The 16,203-nt window shown below is 52.7% G+C and carries 14 protein-coding genes and 2 tRNA genes; 1 reads left to right on the forward strand and 15 read right to left on the reverse strand.

The annotated features are described in order from the left end of the window. Positions 1–21: 21 nt before the first annotated feature. The 14 genes from pnp to rlmE form a co-directional block, all read right to left on the reverse strand. Positions 22–2,160 (reverse strand): polyribonucleotide nucleotidyltransferase, encoded by a 2,139-nt coding sequence (gene pnp / locus PZBJ_RS09350; RefSeq protein WP_101762248.1) that lies wholly within the window; start codon positions 2,158–2,160, stop codon positions 22–24. A 309-nt stretch (positions 2,161–2,469) separates the two neighbouring features. Beyond that, the gene (rpsO, locus tag PZBJ_RS09355) at positions 2,470–2,739 is read right to left on the reverse strand and encodes a 30S ribosomal protein S15 (protein WP_036620269.1); all 270 of its coding nucleotides are present in this window, start codon (positions 2,737–2,739) and stop codon (positions 2,470–2,472) included. 133 nt (positions 2,740–2,872) lie between these two features. Next, entirely contained in the window at positions 2,873–3,817 is a 945-nt protein-coding gene (truB, locus tag PZBJ_RS09360) for a tRNA pseudouridine(55) synthase TruB (RefSeq protein WP_101762249.1), read from the reverse strand. Continuing rightward, on the reverse strand, positions 3,817–4,224 hold the full coding sequence (gene rbfA / locus PZBJ_RS09365) for a 30S ribosome-binding factor RbfA (protein ID WP_101762250.1): 408 nt from the start codon (positions 4,222–4,224) through the stop codon (positions 3,817–3,819). Before rbfA ends, truB begins: the two co-directional genes overlap by 1 nt. Before the next feature lie 65 nt (positions 4,225–4,289). Continuing rightward, positions 4,290–6,980, reverse strand: a complete 2,691-nt coding sequence (infB, locus tag PZBJ_RS09370) for a translation initiation factor IF-2 (protein WP_064737725.1) — start codon at positions 6,978–6,980, stop codon at positions 4,290–4,292. A gap of 17 nt (positions 6,981–6,997) precedes the next feature. Further along, positions 6,998–8,485 (reverse strand): transcription termination factor NusA, encoded by a 1,488-nt coding sequence (nusA, locus tag PZBJ_RS09375; RefSeq protein WP_101762251.1) that lies wholly within the window; start codon positions 8,483–8,485, stop codon positions 6,998–7,000. Between the two features lie 24 nt (positions 8,486–8,509). Continuing rightward, on the reverse strand, positions 8,510–8,962 hold the full coding sequence (gene rimP / locus PZBJ_RS09380) for a ribosome maturation factor RimP (RefSeq protein WP_137386838.1): 453 nt from the start codon (positions 8,960–8,962) through the stop codon (positions 8,510–8,512). A 212-nt stretch (positions 8,963–9,174) separates the two neighbouring features. Then, a tRNA-Met gene (locus PZBJ_RS09385) sits at positions 9,175–9,251 on the reverse strand. A 59-nt stretch (positions 9,252–9,310) separates the two neighbouring features. Beyond that, positions 9,311–9,397 (reverse strand) — tRNA-Leu (locus tag PZBJ_RS09390). A 49-nt stretch (positions 9,398–9,446) separates the two neighbouring features. Beyond that, the gene (gene secG, locus PZBJ_RS09395; protein ID WP_101762252.1) at positions 9,447–9,782 is read right to left on the reverse strand and encodes a preprotein translocase subunit SecG; all 336 of its coding nucleotides are present in this window, start codon (positions 9,780–9,782) and stop codon (positions 9,447–9,449) included. Positions 9,783–9,996: 214 nt separating this feature from the next. Then, positions 9,997–11,331: a phosphoglucosamine mutase gene (gene glmM / locus PZBJ_RS09400; protein ID WP_101762253.1), complete on the reverse strand. Its 1,335-nt coding sequence runs from the start codon at positions 11,329–11,331 to the stop codon at positions 9,997–9,999. Between the two features lie 3 nt (positions 11,332–11,334). After that, positions 11,335–12,168 (reverse strand): dihydropteroate synthase, encoded by an 834-nt coding sequence (gene folP, locus PZBJ_RS09405; protein ID WP_101762254.1) that lies wholly within the window; start codon positions 12,166–12,168, stop codon positions 11,335–11,337. Between the two features lie 130 nt (positions 12,169–12,298). Continuing rightward, positions 12,299–14,206, reverse strand: a complete 1,908-nt coding sequence (gene ftsH / locus PZBJ_RS09410) for an ATP-dependent zinc metalloprotease FtsH (protein WP_036620266.1) — start codon at positions 14,204–14,206, stop codon at positions 12,299–12,301. Between the two features lie 175 nt (positions 14,207–14,381). Continuing rightward, positions 14,382–15,011, reverse strand: a complete 630-nt coding sequence (gene rlmE, locus PZBJ_RS09415; RefSeq protein ID WP_007886684.1) for a 23S rRNA (uridine(2552)-2'-O)-methyltransferase RlmE — start codon at positions 15,009–15,011, stop codon at positions 14,382–14,384. Between the two features lie 125 nt (positions 15,012–15,136). Here rlmE and yhbY point away from each other — a divergent pair, with 125 nt between their 5' ends. Beyond that, a complete protein-coding gene (gene yhbY, locus PZBJ_RS09420; protein WP_007886683.1) occupies positions 15,137–15,430 on the forward strand; it encodes a ribosome assembly RNA-binding protein YhbY in 294 nt (97 codons plus the stop codon). 126 nt (positions 15,431–15,556) lie between these two features. Here the strand turns inward: yhbY and greA are convergent, their stop codons facing one another. Continuing rightward, the gene (gene greA, locus PZBJ_RS09425; RefSeq protein ID WP_101762255.1) at positions 15,557–16,033 is read right to left on the reverse strand and encodes a transcription elongation factor GreA; all 477 of its coding nucleotides are present in this window, start codon (positions 16,031–16,033) and stop codon (positions 15,557–15,559) included. Positions 16,034–16,203: the final 170 nt, after the last annotated feature.

Genomic DNA, 16,203 nt, shown 5'->3' on the forward strand with positions numbered 1-16,203 from the left:
GAGAGGTAAATCGGTAAACGCTTACTCGGCGTCAGATGCATCAGATGCAGCGGTAGCAACTTCTTCCGCTGGTTTCTGCTCTGTCGCTTCTTTGATGCTCAGGCGTACACGGCCCTGACGGTCCACTTCCATGACTTTTACTGGAACTTCCTGGCCCATCTGCAGGTAATCGGTCACTTTCTCTACGCGCTTATCGGCGATCTGAGAGATGTGCACCAAACCTTCTTTACCGCCGCCGATTGCCACGAAGGCACCGAAATCAACGATACGTGTCACTTTACCAGAGTAAACGCGGCCAACTTCGATCTCAGCAGTGATCTCTTCGATACGACGAATGGCTTCTTTGGCTTTCAGGCCATCAGTAGCAGCAATCTTCACGGTACCGTCATCTTCGATTTCGATGGTGGTGCCGGTTTCTTCGGTCAGCGCACGGATCACTGAGCCGCCTTTACCGATGACATCTTTGATCTTGTCTGAACTGATTTTGATGGTGTAAATGCGCGGCGCGAACTCAGAAATTTCCTGACGCGGCGTGCTGATTGCCTGTTCCATCACGCTCAGAATGTGCAGACGCGCACCCTTCGCTTGGTTCAGAGCAACCTGCATGATTTCGCGGGTGATGCCTTCGATTTTGATATCCATCTGCAGCGCAGTGATACCATCGCGGCTACCCGCTACTTTAAAGTCCATATCGCCGAGGTGATCTTCGTCACCCAGGATGTCAGACAGAACCACAAAGTTGTCGGCTTCTTTAACCAGACCCATCGCAATACCGGCTACGGCAGCTTTGATCGGTACGCCAGCGTCCATCAGTGCCAGAGATGCACCGCACACGGAAGCCATCGAAGAAGAACCGTTAGATTCTGTGATCTCTGAAACCACACGCACGGTGTAGGGGAAATCAGCTTGCTTAGGCATTACTGCCAGCACGCCGCGCTTCGCCAGACGACCGTGACCAATTTCACGACGCTTCGGTGAGCCAACCATACCGGTTTCGCCCACGCAGTATGGAGGGAAGTTGTAGTGGAACAGGAAGCTATCGGTACGCTCGCCCATTAACTCATCCAGATTCTGCGCATCACGTGCGGTACCCAGCGTTGCGGTAACCAACGCCTGCGTTTCACCACGTGTAAACAGTGAAGATCCGTGCGTGCGTGGCAGTACGCCAGTGCGCACATCCAGGCCACGAATCATATCTTTCTCACGGCCATCGATACGCGGTTCGCCACGGATGATGCGGCTTCGAACAACACTCTTCTCGAGATCGTGCACGATGTCAGCGATATCGCCAGCATCAAGCGTTTCATCTTCAGCCTGCAGTGCAGCAATGGTCGCGTCTTTCACTGCGCCAACCTGAGTGTAACGCTCTTGCTTATCAGTGATGCGGTAAGCGTCGCTGATGCCCGCTTCTGCCAGTGCAGTAACGCGTGCGATCAGTGCATCGTTAGTTGGCAGTGGCTGCCAATCCCAACGTGGTTTACCCGCTTCGGCAACCAGCGCATTGATGTTTTCGATAACGATCTGCTGTTGGTCGTGGCCGTATACCACAGCGCCCAGCATCTGTTCTTCGGTCAGGATGTCAGCTTCTGATTCCACCATCAGCACCGCGTTCTGGGTACCGGCAACAACCAGGTTCAGACGTGATTCGTTGATTTCATCAGCAGTTGGGTTCAGCACGTACTGATCGTTGATATAACCCACGCGCGCTGCGCCGATTGGGCCATTGAACGGCAGACCTGACAGAGCCAGCGCAGCAGAGGCGCCGATCATCGCAACGATGTCAGGGTTAACCTGTGGGTTAACAGAAACAACGGTTGCAATAACCTGCACTTCGTTAATGAAGCCTTCCGGGAACAGCGGACGAACTGGACGGTCAATCAGGCGTGAGATCAGGGTTTCGCCTTCGCTTGGACGGCCTTCACGACGGAAGAAGCTACCCGGGATACGACCAGCAGCGTAAGTACGCTCCTGATAGTTAACCGTCAGCGGGAAGAAATCCTGACCTGGTTTAGTTTTTTTCTGGCCAACAACGGTAACGAATACAGCAGTGTCATCCATGCTCACCATTACTGCAGCGGTAGCCTGGCGCGCCATCATGCCGGTTTCCAGCGTGACGGTATGCTGACCATATTGGAATTTGCGTACGATCGGGTTCAGCAAAATTTAAGTCCTTAAATTCAGAGGCGCAGCCCATTCTGGCGCGCCGGGGATTACCGATCTTCAGTTGCATCCTCGCGACTAATGACAACCTTAACCGCCCATGCGGTAAAGCCTCTCATTAGCCGCGCGAACCTCTGCAAGCAAAGATCACTCTCTGCAACAATACATGAGTTTGGTCCGGATTGCTGCGGATTGCTCGAAAAAAGGGGCCATAAAGGCCCCCTTTTCGCGAAACTCGCACAAATCTGATCGTCAGATGCGTTTTTTTGCATGGTGCATGCGCTACATCCTTGATCAGATTCTTCAGACTTAGCGACGCAGACCCAGGCTTTCGATCAGACCGGTGTAGCGAGCAACGTCTTTACGCTTCAGGTAGTCCAGCAGCTTACGACGCTGGGATACCATGCGCAGCAGACCGCGACGGCTGTGGTGATCTTTCTTGTGCTCAGAGAAGTGACCCTGCAGGTGGTTAATCTGAGCAGTCAGCAGAGCAACCTGAACTTCAGTTGAACCGCTGTCGTTGGTACCACGACCGTATTTAGCAACGATCTCTGCTTTAGCTTCTACGCTTAGAGACATAATAAACTCCGTTGGATAATGAATGTATGGGTGCCGATCTCTAATTCAGCAGCCCGCTTTTAAAGCCGCGCCATTCTACTCTTCGCCTGATAGCAACGCAAATGCGCCGTTAGGTCAAATGCGAGAGGCTTGATTACGCAGGAAATTCTACCACCAGACGACGCGGCGCCACGCGTCCATCGTCGGCGATTTCGGCCATACCAATGAATTTTTGCTCATCACCTTCCGTCACGCGCACCAATCCCTGTTCCGGCGCATCCGCCACCTGAACCGGCATACCTTGTTTGAAATAAGCCGCCACCGTAGGCAGCAAATTCACCATCGGGAACTCTTCTGCCGGACTATCCATCGGCAGCAATAACGCATCGAGCGCACTGTAATCCGGCGTTTCCGCCATGTTGACGGTGGCCGCCACTTCCTGCAGCTGCTCCAGCGTCACCATTCTTTCGATCGGATAACGCGCCACCTGCAGACGACGCAGCATGATAACGTGCGCACCGCAGCCAAGCCGTTCACCGAGATCGTCGATGATAGTGCGGATGTAAGTGCCTTTAGAGACGTGAATCTCCAGCTCCAGTTCATCACCTTCCCAGCGAATAAACTGCAGCTCAAACACTTTGATCGGGCGCGCTTCACGCGGCACAGTTATGCCTTCACGTGCGTACTCGTATAGCTTGCGTCCCTGATACTTCAGCGCGGAGAACATGGTCGGCACCTGCATGGTGTCGCCACGAAAATAGTCCAGCGCTGCATTCAGTGCCGCCTGATCAAAAGTAATTGCACGCGTCTCAACAATATTACCGTCGGCATCAGACGTATCGGTGCGTTCACCCAGGCGAGCAATGACGCGATAACGCTTGTCCGAATCGAGCAGATACTGCGAAAACTTGGTGGCTTCGCCGAGGCAAATCGGCAGCATGCCGGTCGCCAGGGGATCGAGGGCGCCGGTGTGGCCCGCTTTGTTCGCGTTGAACAGACGTTTTACTTTCTGCAGCACATCATTAGAAGATGCGCCTTGGTGCTTATCCAGCAGAAACACACCGTGGACGTCGCGACCGCGACGACGAGGACGACTCATTAGTCCTCCTTGTCATCTTCCGCCGGGCTATCGCCACGACGCTCAACATCGCTCTTAATAACGTTGCTGACCAGGTTCGACATGCGCATACCTTCGATCAGCGAGTTGTCGTAGAAGAAGGTTAGCTCCGGCACGATGCGCAGGCGCATCGCTTTACCTACCAGCGTGCGGATATAGCCAGAGGCTTCTTTCAGCGCCTTCAGGCCGTTTTGCACTGCTTCTTCATCTTTATCATTCAAAAAGGTCACAAACACCTTGGCATAGGCAAGATCGCGCGACACTTCGACGCCCGAAACCGTCACCATCATACCGAGACGTGGATCTTTAATTTCGCGCTGCAGGATAATTGCGATCTCTTTCTGCAACTCCTGAGAAACGCGCTGTTGGCGGCCAAATTCTTTTGCCATTATTCTTTCTCCCAAATAATTCGGGAGGCCAGAGGCCTCCCAAATTGCAACACATCAAATGATGATCAATCGATGGTGCGTTTAATTTCAATCACTTCGAACACTTCGATCATATCGCCAACGCGAACGTCGTTATAGTTCTTCACGCCAATACCACATTCCATGCCGTTACGAACTTCGTTAACGTCATCTTTGAAGCGACGCAGTGATTCCAGTTCGCCTTCATAGATAACCACGTTGTCACGCAGTACACGGATTGGGTTGTGACGTTTGATGATACCTTCAGTGACCATACAGCCCGCGATGGCACCAAACTTCGGTGATTTGAACACGTCACGTACCGCAGCCAGACCGATAATCTGCTGTTTGAACTCTGGAGCCAGCATACCGCTCATCGCAGCTTTCACTTCGTCGATCAGATTATAGATGACGGAGTAATAACGCAGGTCAACGTTTTCAGCGTCAATCACGCGGCGAGCAGATGCATCAGCACGCACGTTGAAGCCGAGAATGATGGCGTTGGATGCTGCAGCCAGCGTGGCGTCGGTTTCGGTGATACCACCCACGCCTGAACCGATAATGCGTACTTTCACTTCGTCGGTAGAGAGTTTGAGCAGCGAATCAGAGATGGCTTCAACAGAACCCTGTACGTCAGATTTCAGCACGATGTTCAGCTCAGACACTTCGCCTTCAGTCATGTTGGCGAACATGTTCTCCAACTTAGACTTCTGCTGACGCGCCAGCTTAACTTCGCGGAATTTGCCCTGACGATACAGTGCAACTTCACGCGCTTTCTTCTCATCACGTACTACAGTCGCTTCATCACCCGCAGCCGGCACACCGGACAGACCGAGGATTTCGACTGGAATGGATGGACCCGCTTCCAGTACTTCACGACCCAGTTCGTCACGCATCGCACGTACACGGCCATATTCGAAGCCGCACAGTACGATATCGCCTTTATTCAGCGTTCCTTCACGTACCAGCACGGTAGCAACCGGGCCACGACCTTTGTCGAGGAACGATTCAATCACTACGCCGCTGGCCATACCTTCACGGATAGCAGACAGTTCCAGAACTTCAGCTTGCAGCAGAATCGCATTCAGCAGGTCGTCGATACCGGTACCGGCTTTCGCAGAGACGTTAACGAACATGTTCTCACCGCCCCACTCTTCCGGAAGAATTCCGTATTGGGTCAGTTCGTTCTTAACGCGGTCTGGATCAGCATCTGGCTTATCAATTTTGTTAACCGCAACAACCACTGGCACACCGGCTGCTTTCGCATGCTGGATAGCTTCAACGGTCTGAGGCATCACGCCATCGTCAGCAGCCACAACCAGGATAACGATATCCGTGGCCTGCGCACCACGAGCACGCATTGCGGTAAACGCGGCGTGTCCAGGGGTATCGAGGAAGGTGATCATACCGTTGTCAGTTTCAACGTGGTAAGCACCAATATGCTGGGTAATACCGCCCGCTTCGCCTGATGCCACTTTCGTTGAACGAATGTAGTCAAGCAGCGAGGTTTTACCGTGGTCAACATGACCCATGATGGTGACGACTGGCGCACGGCTTTCCTGCGCAGCATCGGTGTCACGATCGTCCATTACCGCTTCTTCCAGCTCATTCTCACGGCGCAGGATCACTTTGTGACCCATCTCTTCCGCAACCATCTGAGCGGTTTCTTGATCGATAACCTGGTTGATGGTCGCCATGGCGCCCATCTTCATCATCGCTTTAACGACCAGAGAACCTTTGATCGCCATTTTGTTAGCCAGTTCAGCAACGGTGATGGTTTCACCGATTACAACATCGCGGTTAACCGCCTGAGCTGGCTTGTTAAAGCCCTGCTGCAGGGTGCTTGGCTTACGATGCTTACCGCCTTTGCCGCCACGCACCTGAGCACGCGCTTCTTCGCGATCGGTTTTAGCTTCAGAGTGCTTGTTGCCTTTCTTAACCGGACGAGCCGCTTTGGTGGTGCGGGCACGTGCACGGCCAGCTTCTACCTGGCGATCGTTCTCGTCTTCTGCCTGGCGGGCGTGAGTAGAGGTAGTGACGTGATAATCGCCTTTATCCTCTTCTTCAGGTTTTGCCCATTCAGCGCCTTTCTCTTCAGCCAGGCGGCGGGCTTCTTCAGCCACGCGGCGCGCATCTTCTTCCAGCTTACGGCGTGCTTCTTCTTCTGCTTTACGTTTCAGTTCGGCAGCTTCTGCTTCACGACGGGCTTTATCAGATTGCGCAGCCTTGGCTACTACATCGGTAGGTTGATTAGTCAATTTCTCTTTTTCCGCTGCTTCACGTTTAGCCTTGTCAGCGGCTTCGCGCTTGGCTTTGTCTTCGGCTTCACGTTGCGCTTTCTGTTCAGCTTCGCGACGGGCTTGTTCTTCCGCCTCGCGACGCGCCTGCTCTTCCGCTTCACGCTGCGCCTCGGCTTCCGCTTCTGCCTGAGCTTGCTCAGACTCTGCATCGCCTTTCACGTATGTGCGCTTTTTGCGGACTTCGATTTGTACCGACTTACTTTTACCCCCGGTGACGGGAATATTCAAGGTGCTGCGCGTCTTGCGCTGCAAAGTCAGCTTGCTTGAACCGGTCTGACCGTGCTCACGATTCAGGTGAGACAGTAAGGTTTCTTTCTCTTGCTGGGATACCGCATCGTTTTCAGACTTACGAATCCCTGCATCAGCAAATTGCTGTACCAGGCGATCGACCGGGGTCTGAATTTCGGCGGCCAGCGATTTTACGGTTACATCTGTCATGCTGTTCCTTCCTGTTATTACGCGTCATCGCCGAACCAGCAGATATTACGTGCAGCCATAATCAGCGCACCGGCTTTCTCGTCATCCAGCCCTTCAATATCTGTCAGATCGTCAACACCTTGCTCAGCGAGATCTTCCAGCGTGCAAACGCCTTTCGACGCCAGGCGATACGCCAGCGCACGATCCAAGCCCTCAAGATTCAGAAGATCCTCAGCGGGCTCCTGATTACCAAGGCTCTCTTCTTTCGCTAATGCCAGGGTGGTTAACGCATTTTTTGCTCGTTCACGCAGGGCTTCAATGGTCTCTTCATCGAGGCCGTCGATTTCCAGCAGCTCGTTGATTGGCACATAAGCCAATTCTTCCAGCGAAGAGAAGCCCTCTTCCACCAGAATGGTGGCGAACTCTTCGTCGATGTCGAGATGTTTGGTGAACATATCGATCGCTGCATGGGCTTCAGCTTGGTGCTTAGCCTGCAGATCATCGACGGTCATCACGTTTAGTTCCCAACCGCTCAGTTGGGAAGCCAGACGCACGTTTTGGCCGTTACGGCCGATCGCCTGAGCCAGATTGCCGGCTTCAACAGCGATATCCATGGTGTGATTATCTTCATCCACCACAATTGACGCCACATCGGCTGGCGCCATAGCGTTGATAACGAACTGCGCCGGGTTGTCGTCCCACAGCACAATGTCGATACGCTCGCCACCCAGCTCGCTCGAAACCGCCTGGACACGCGCACCGCGCATACCGACGCAAGCGCCCACTGGATCAATACGTTTATCGTTGGTCTTCACCGCGATTTTGGCGCGTGAACCCGGATCGCGCGCTGCCGCTTTGATCTCGATAACTTCTTCGCCAATTTCTGGCACCTCAATGCGGAACAACTCGATCAGCATTTCTGGTTTAGAACGGGTGACGAACAGCTGCGCGCCACGCGCTTCAGGGCGAACGGCATACAGCACACCGCGGATACGGTCACCTGGACGGAAGTTTTCACGCGGCAGCATGTCTTCACGCAAAATCACCGCTTCAGCATTGCTGCCGAGGTCCAGTGAAATGTTGTCACGGTTCACTTTCTTCACCACGCCGGTGATGATTTCGCCTTCGTGCTGACGGAACTGATCAACCACCATTGCGCGCTCAGCTTCACGTACTTTTTGTACGATAACCTGCTTAGCAGTTTGGGTGGTGATACGGTCGAAGGTGACAGATTCAATCTGATCTTCGACAAATTCGCCCAGATTGAACGCTTCGTCTTCATAACGGGCTGCATCCAGCGTGATCTCGCGAGTCGGCTGCGTGACTTCTTCTACAATCTGCCAGCGACGAAAGGTGTCGAAATCGCCGCTGCGGCGATCGATGCTGACACGCACTTCGATCTCTTGCTCATACTTCTTTTTGGTCGCAGTGGCCAAAGCGCTCTCCAGCGCTTCGAAGATTTTCTCACGCGGCAGGGCTTTTTCGTTAGAAACGGCTTCTACTACAGCTAAGATCTCTTTGTTCATCCTGGTTAGCCTCAATCCGGACTTTTAAAAGTGGGGGACCAGGTTCGCTTTCTGAATGTTGCTCAGCGCGAACACTTCATCGTTACCCTCAACGGTCACCGTGATCATCTCGCCTTCAACAGACTTGATGATACCCTGCCATTTACGGCGGTTTTGTACGGCCATGCGTAGTACCAGGCTCACCTCGTCACCGACAAAACGTGCATAGTGTTCAGCAGTGAAAAGAGGACGTTCGAGACCCGGCGAGGAAACTTCAAGGTTGTAAGCCACGGTAATTGGATCTTCCACATCCATTACTGCGCTAACCTGGTGGCTAACATCGGCGCAATCATCAACATTGATACCCTCTTCACTATCAATATAGATGCGCAGGGTTGATGTGCGACCACGAATAAACTCAATACCGACTAATTCGTAGCCAAGCGCTTCTACTGGAGCAGAGATCAACTCTGTCAATTTTTGCTCTAATGTGGACAAGCCCACCCCCAAGACATAAAAAAAGGGCCTATAGCCCAGTGTTTCGATTTCCTGATAACAAAAAACCCCGAATATTCGGGGCTTTTTGTGACTGGACCCTGTACGCCGCATAGCGGCTTCGGAGCACAATCCAAAAGAATTTTTTTCAAAAATCACTGAGATTGCGTCCGTCGATGCATACAGTATATTTGAAAAAGAACTCTAAGGGAAAGTGGTTGCGGGGGCCGGATTTGAACCGACGACCTTCGGGTTATGAGCCCGACGAGCTACCAGGCTGCTCCACCCCGCGTCCGAAAACGTGGCGAATAATACGCCGACCTTGCAAAAAATGCAAGTTAAACTGAGATTTGGTACCGAGGACGGGACTTGAACCCGTAAGCCCTTTCGAGCACTACCACCTCAAGGTAGCGTGTCTACCAATTTCACCACCTCGGTACATCACTAGACTGCGACGTTGTTTTATCGCACTACAGCGTTGACGATCTTAATGCGGGATATCATTGCCCGGTGTTGCCGGTTTAGCTGGCTGAGTCTGCTGTTCAGACTGCGCCGGCGCAGTGAGGTTATCCCACTCGCTACCTTTGGCTGTTTTATTACTGTTCAGGTTACCCAGAACCAGGCTGATGATGAAGAACAGCGTAGCCAGTACCGCGGTCATACGAGTCATAAAGTTGCCAGACCCATTTGAACCAAACAGCGTACCAGAAGCGCCTGCACCGAATGAGGCTCCCATATCAGCGCCTTTGCCTTGCTGCAGCATGATCAAACCCACGAGGCCAATCGCTACAATAAGGAAAACAACTAACAGAGCTTCGTACATAATCAACCTGTTTCCTTGCGCGTATCTGCACAGTTAAAGCTTCAACCAATATCGATGGGGAGTCTCGTCATCACCCATCAGAAGCGGGTGTGAATACTAACCAAAGGCACATACCTCTGCAAGTGCAATTTTCACCATCGCTTTCGATTGCGGAAAAAAGCACCATCCCGGTGATTTTGCAGGCGGAAAGTTTAAAAACTCCCCGCCTGAAAACTTACACCGCTTTTACTGCATCCGCGATTTTATGCGCCAGCGCACTGACCTGCGCCTCATCTTCACCTTCCACCATCACACGAATCAGGGGTTCAGTGCCGGATTTGCGCAGCAACACACGACCGCGTCCCGCCAGCGTTTTTTCAGCTTCCGCAGTGACAGCTTTCACGCTTTCGCTTTCCAGCGGATCGTGCTCGCCAGCGAAGCGCACATTGACCAAAATCTGTGGCAGCATTTTCATGCCGCTGCACAGGTCATGTAGCGTCATATGGTTACGTACGATTGCAGTAAGCACTTGCAAACTTGCCACGATGCCGTCGCCGGTAGTGGTTTTGTCCAGCAGAATGACGTGACCGGAGTTTTCCGCTCCTAGACGCCAGCCCTTCTCCTGCATTTTTTCCAGCACATAGCGGTCGCCCACTTTCGCACGGGTAAACGGAATACCCAGCTGTTTCAGCGCCAGTTCCAGACCCATGTTGCTCATTAACGTGCCCACCACGCCACCGCGCAGCTGGCCCTGACGCAGCCCTTCACGCGCAATGATGTAGAGAATTTGATCGCCATCGACTTTGTGACCTAAATGGTCAACCATCATGATGCGGTCGCCATCACCGTCGTACGCCAGTCCGAGATCGGCCTTCTCTTCCAATACGCGATGCTGCAGCAAACGCAAATCGGTCGCACCGCAATCTTTGTTGATGTTCATGCCATCCGGCTGCACGCCGATAGCAATCACATTCGCACCCAGCTCGCGCAGCACGTTAGGCGCAATGTGATACGTCGCGCCATTCGCGCAATCAACCACAATCTTCAGCCCATTCAGGCTCAGCTCGCTTGGGAAAGTCCCTTTGCAGAACTCGATGTAACGACCAGCAGCATCGACAATGCGACTGGCGCGGCCCAGTTCAGCCGACTCCACGCAGGTGATCGGCTTTTCCATCTCCAGTTCGATGGCTTCTTCAACTTCGTCCGGCAGCTTGGTACCTTCAGCCGAGAAGAATTTAATGCCATTGTCGTCAAAGGGATTGTGAGAAGCTGAAATCACAATGCCCGCTTCCGCGCGGAAAGTACGGGTCAGATATGCAATTGCAGGGGTCGGCATCGGGCCGGTGAAAGCCGCCGACAATCCCGCCGCCGCCAGACCCGCTTCCAGTGCCGATTCCAGCATATAGCCTGAAATACGCGTATCTTTACCAATCAATACTTTGCGTGACCCCTGGCGCGCCAGCACCTTACCGGCCGCCCAGCCCAATTTGAGGACAAAATCAGGGGTAATCGGTGCTTCACCGACTTTGCCGCGAATCCCATCTGTACCGAAATATTTACGATTACTCATGCTTTATCCTTTTGCTCTCCGTGTCGCTTCGACGACGCGCATCGCTTCGACAGTCTCTTTCACATCATGTACGCGAATAATTTGCGCCCCTTGCATGGCGGCAATCACCGCACAGCTGAGGCTTCCGGTCAGACGCTGGGCCGGACCGACATTTAGCAACTGCCCAACCATCGACTTGCGTGACATTCCTACCAACAGCGGTAAGCCGTAGTGGTGGAAATGGCTGAGGTTGGCCAGCAGTTCATAGTTGTGGCTGAGATTCTTACCGAAACCGAAGCCAGGATCGAGCATCAGATTATCTTTTTTGATGCCGGCGGCTTCACATCGCGCAATCTGTGCAGCGAAGTAAGCGTCCACTTCGCTCACGATGTGGCTATATTCCGGTGCCTGCTGCATGGTGCGCGGTTCTCCTTGCATATGCATCAGACACACCGGCAAGCCTGTTTCTGCCGCCGCCGCCAGCGCGCCCGGTTCGGACAAAGAACGAATGTCATTGATAATGTGAGCACCCACTCGCGCCGCTTCACGGATCACTTCTGGCTTGGAAGTATCGACCGAAATCCACACCTCAAAACGCTGCGCGATGGCTTCCACCACCGGAATAACGCGTGCCAGCTCCTCTTCCACGCTAACTTCATCAGCGCCCGGACGCGTTGATTCACCGCCCACATCAATAATGGTGGCACCGGCATTCACCATTTCATTGGTGTGCGTCAGCGCATCGACCAGCGTGTTGTGACTTCCACCATCAGAGAAAGAGTCCGGCGTGACATTCAAAATACCCATCACATGGGGAAAAGAGAGATCGAGATGGGAATCACGGGCGAACAACTTCATGGCGAGAATCTCCTTGAGGAATCACTGAATCGCGGAATGTAAAAAACCCCGGACTGGCCGGGGTTTGCATTGTAACAAGTATTGCGGGAGGGAGAACTGGCGGTGAGCAACGCATCCCGCCAGAATGCCATCACATGATCTTGTCTGAACCCGGCGTTTTCGGGTCATCAACAGGACGTGGAGCCTGCGTAGAGTCGCCGTTACCCACAGCAACTTTCGCCTCTTCCCAACCTGCTGGTGGACGCACTTCGCGACGTGCCATCAGATCGCTGATCTGCGGTGCATCGATGGTCTCATACTTCATCAGCGCGTCTTTCATCGCGTGAAGGATGTCCATGTTTTCATTCAGAATACGGCGTGCACGCTGGTAGTTGGTATCGATAAGGTGTTTAACTTCCTGATCGATAATGCGCGCCGTTTCATCTGACATGTGTTTTGCTTTCGCCACTGAGCGACCGAGGAATACTTCGCCCTCTTCTTCAGCGTAAAGCAATGGACCCAGCTTCTCAGAGAAGCCCCACTGCGTAACCATGTTGCGTGCTACGCTGGTCGCCATTTTGATGTCAGATGAAGCACCGGTAGAAACATAGTCCGGACCATAAATGATCTCTTCCGCCAGACGTCCGCCGTAAGCCACAGAAATACGGCTTTCCAGCTTCTGACGGTTGGCGCTGATCTCATCGCCTACTGGCAAGAAGAAAGCCACACCCAGAGCACGACCACGCGGAATGATGGTGACCTTGTGCACCGGATCGTAACCCGGAACCAGCGTACCCACGATCGCGTGACCCGCTTCATGATAAGCCGTCGATTCTTTCTGCTCTTCGGTCATCACCATGGAGCGACGTTCCGCACCCATCATGATTTTGTCTTTGGCTTTTTCAAACTCAACCATCGAAACAACACGCTTGTTGCCGCGAGCAGCAAACAGCGCAGCTTCGTTGACCAGGTTAGCCAAATCCGCACCGGAGAAACCAGGCGTACCACGTGCGATAACTGATGGATCCATATCGGTTGCCAGCGGCACACGACGCATATGGACTTTGAGAATCTGCTCACGACCACGCACGTCTGGCAGACCCACCACAACCTGACGGTCGAAGCGGCCTGGACGCAGCAGCGCCGGGTCAAGTACGTCTGGACGGTTAGTTGCCGCGATAACGATGATGCCTTCATTACCTTCAAAGCCATCCATCTCAACCAGCATCTGATTCAGCGTTTGTTCACGTTCATCGTGACCACCGCCTAAACCGGCGCCACGCTGACGGCCAACCGCATCGATTTCATCGATAAAGATGATGCACGGTGCCGCTTTCTTCGCTTGTTCGAACATGTCACGCACACGAGATGCACCGACACCGACAAACATTTCCACGAAGTCAGAACCGGAAATGGTAAAGAACGGGACTTTGGCTTCACCAGCAATCGCTTTCGCCAGTAACGTTTTACCGGTACCCGGAGGGCCGACCATCAGAACGCCTTTCGGAATTTTACCGCCCAGCTTCTGGAAACGGCTCGGCTCACGCAGATACTCAACCAGCTCACCAACTTCTTCTTTGGCCTCATCACAACCGGCCACGTCAGCAAAAGTGGTTTTGATCTGATCTTCGGTCAGCATGCGGGCTTTGCTCTTGCCGAAGGACATCGCGCCCTTGCCGCCGCCGCCCTGCATCTGACGCATAAAGAAGATCCACACGCCAATTAGCAGCAGCATTGGGAACCATGAGATGAAGATGGAAGCCAGCAGGCTTGGTTCTTCAGGCGGTTCGCCAACGACTTTGACGTTTTTGGTCAACAGGTTATCGAGTAACTTAGGATCGTTGACGGGGATATAGGTGGTGTATTTATTGCTGTCTTTTTTGACAACGTTAATCTCACGCCCGTTAATTCGTGCCTCGCGGACCTGATCTTGGTTCACTTCCGATAGGAAAGTTGAATAATCAACCCTACGGCCATTCGACTCGCTGGGCCCAAAGCTCTGGAATACAGACATCAGCACGACCGCGATGACTAACCAGAGAATCAGGTTTTTCGCCATGTCACTCAAGGGATTAACCTCATATTACAACGATGTTAACAGACAGCGTAGGGTACTATAGATCCTTCATACCTGGAATCGCAGTGCGGATGATTTTGCTTGTTTACCCTGAAACTCAGAATTACACATCAGAGTAAACGCATTGGTCGTCTTGCTTTGATTCCGGCAATTCGGGCTAAAGTTTGCGCCCCGTCGCCACAATGTACACTTCGCGCGAACGTAATCGCGAAGCGTCCGGCTTACGAATTTTTACTTTCGTAAACAGGGAGCGAATTTCCCGCAGGTATTCATCGAAGCCATCTCCCTGAAACACTTTCACGACAAAACTGCCGCCTGGGGCCAGGATATCCCGACACATTTCCAGCGCCAATTCTACCAAATACATCGAACGTGGAATATCAACCGCAGGTGTACCGCTCATGTTGGGTGCCATATCAGACATCACCACCTGCACCTTTTGGTCGCCAACGCGCTCCAGTAAGGCGTTAAGTACCGCCTCATCACGAAAGTCGCCCTGCAAAAAATCAACGCCGACAATCGGATCCATTGGTAACAGATCGCAGGCGATGATACGACCACTTGATCCGATAAGCTGAACCACATATTGCGACCAGCCGCCGGGTGCCGCACCGAGATCAACAACCGTCATCCCGGGTTTGAAAATCTTGTCACCCTGCTGAATTTCTTCAAGTTTAAACCAGGCACGCGAACGTAACCCTTTTTTCTGTGCCTGCAGCACATATTTATCGCTAAAGTGTTCCTGTAGCCAGCGACTGGAACTGGCCGAACGCTTTTTACCCGTCATAATTTTTCCAATTAAATCGTCATCGTAGCGATAAATCAGCACGCAATGGTCGCGTTGATTTGGCGATATACCCGAGATGGCGGTAGAATGAACCGTTTTCAATCCCTGAGTAAGCAAAAAATACGATGAATCTGAGTACCAAACAAAAACAGCACCTGAAAGGCCTTGCCCATCCGCTTAAGCCGGTTGTCATGCTGGGCGGAAATGGCCTGACCGAAGGCGTGCTTGCCGAAATCGAACTGGCGCTCGAGCATCACGAATTGATCAAGGTAAAAATTGCCTCGGAAGATCGTGAAACTAAGCAGCTGATCGTGGACGCTATCGTGCGTGAAACTAAAGCAGGCAACGTACAGGTAATCGGCAACACGCTGGTGCTGTATCGCCCTGCCAAAGAGCGTAAAATTACTCTTCCGCGTTAATCATGCCTTTAAAGGCGGCGACGGGCAAAGAAAGTGCCACGCTCCTGCATGTGATAAAAGGCCGCAATGCGGCCTTTTTCCTTTCTTTACAAAATGCAGCGACATATTGCAAAGCGTAGCAATATCTTAAAGGTATTCCACCTTCAGGACTTCATATTCCACATCCCCGCCTGGGGTTTTCACAATCGCGACATCGTCGGCTGATTTTCCAACCAATCCACGCGCCATCGGCGAATTCACTGAAATCAGGTTCTGCTTGAAGTCAGCTTCATCGTCACCCACGATGCGATAGGTGAACTCTTCTTCCGTATCCACATTGAGGATGGTCACGGTAGCGCCAAAAATTACGCGACCGGTTTTCGGCATGGCAGTCACATCAATGACTTGCGCATTGGAAAGCTTGGCTTCAATCTCCTGAATACGCCCCTCGCAGAAACCCTGTTCTTCGCGAGCCGCATGATATTCGGCATTCTCTTTCAAATCGCCGTGCTCACGGGCCGTGGCGATGGAGGCGATGATGCGCGGACGCTTCACAGTTTTCAGTTCGTTCAGCTCTTCGCGCAGCTTCTCAGCGCCTTTCAACGTCATCGGAATCTGATTCATTTTGGCTCCTCGTCATCTATCCTGGTTAACGGCGTCATCCTGACCGGTGACAGCAGAAAATAGCTTCTGCAGCGCGTTACCTCTTTTCACAAGCAAAAGAAGCCTGACCCGGAAAGCTTTCCGGGTCAGGTTCGGTTTTGCATTTTGATACGTATTTTACCCCAGAGTTC

The sequence above is a fragment of the Pantoea endophytica genome (assembly GCF_002858935.1).
Lineage (GTDB): Bacteria > Pseudomonadota > Gammaproteobacteria > Enterobacterales > Enterobacteriaceae > Pantoea > Pantoea leporis.

Coding starts and splice junctions, on each gene's coding strand:
- rpsO (WP_036620269.1), bottom strand. CDS start 2,739: ATGTCTCTAAGCGTAGAAGCTAAAGCAGAGATCGTTGCTAAATACGGT.
- glmM (WP_101762253.1), bottom strand. CDS start 11,331: ATGAGTAATCGTAAATATTTCGGTACAGATGGGATTCGCGGCAAAGTC.
- secG (WP_101762252.1), bottom strand. CDS start 9,782: ATGTACGAAGCTCTGTTAGTTGTTTTCCTTATTGTAGCGATTGGCCTC.
- rlmE (WP_007886684.1), bottom strand. CDS start 15,011: ATGACGGGTAAAAAGCGTTCGGCCAGTTCCAGTCGCTGGCTACAGGAA.
- ftsH (WP_036620266.1), bottom strand. CDS start 14,206: ATGGCGAAAAACCTGATTCTCTGGTTAGTCATCGCGGTCGTGCTGATG.
- nusA (WP_101762251.1), bottom strand. CDS start 8,485: ATGAACAAAGAGATCTTAGCTGTAGTAGAAGCCGTTTCTAACGAAAAA.
- infB (WP_064737725.1), bottom strand. CDS start 6,980: ATGACAGATGTAACCGTAAAATCGCTGGCCGCCGAAATTCAGACCCCG.
- rbfA (WP_101762250.1), bottom strand. CDS start 4,224: ATGGCAAAAGAATTTGGCCGCCAACAGCGCGTTTCTCAGGAGTTGCAG.
- greA (WP_101762255.1), bottom strand. CDS start 16,033: ATGAATCAGATTCCGATGACGTTGAAAGGCGCTGAGAAGCTGCGCGAA.
- truB (WP_101762249.1), bottom strand. CDS start 3,817: ATGAGTCGTCCTCGTCGTCGCGGTCGCGACGTCCACGGTGTGTTTCTG.
- yhbY (WP_007886683.1), top strand. CDS start 15,137: ATGAATCTGAGTACCAAACAAAAACAGCACCTGAAAGGCCTTGCCCAT.
- folP (WP_101762254.1), bottom strand. CDS start 12,168: ATGAAGTTGTTCGCCCGTGATTCCCATCTCGATCTCTCTTTTCCCCAT.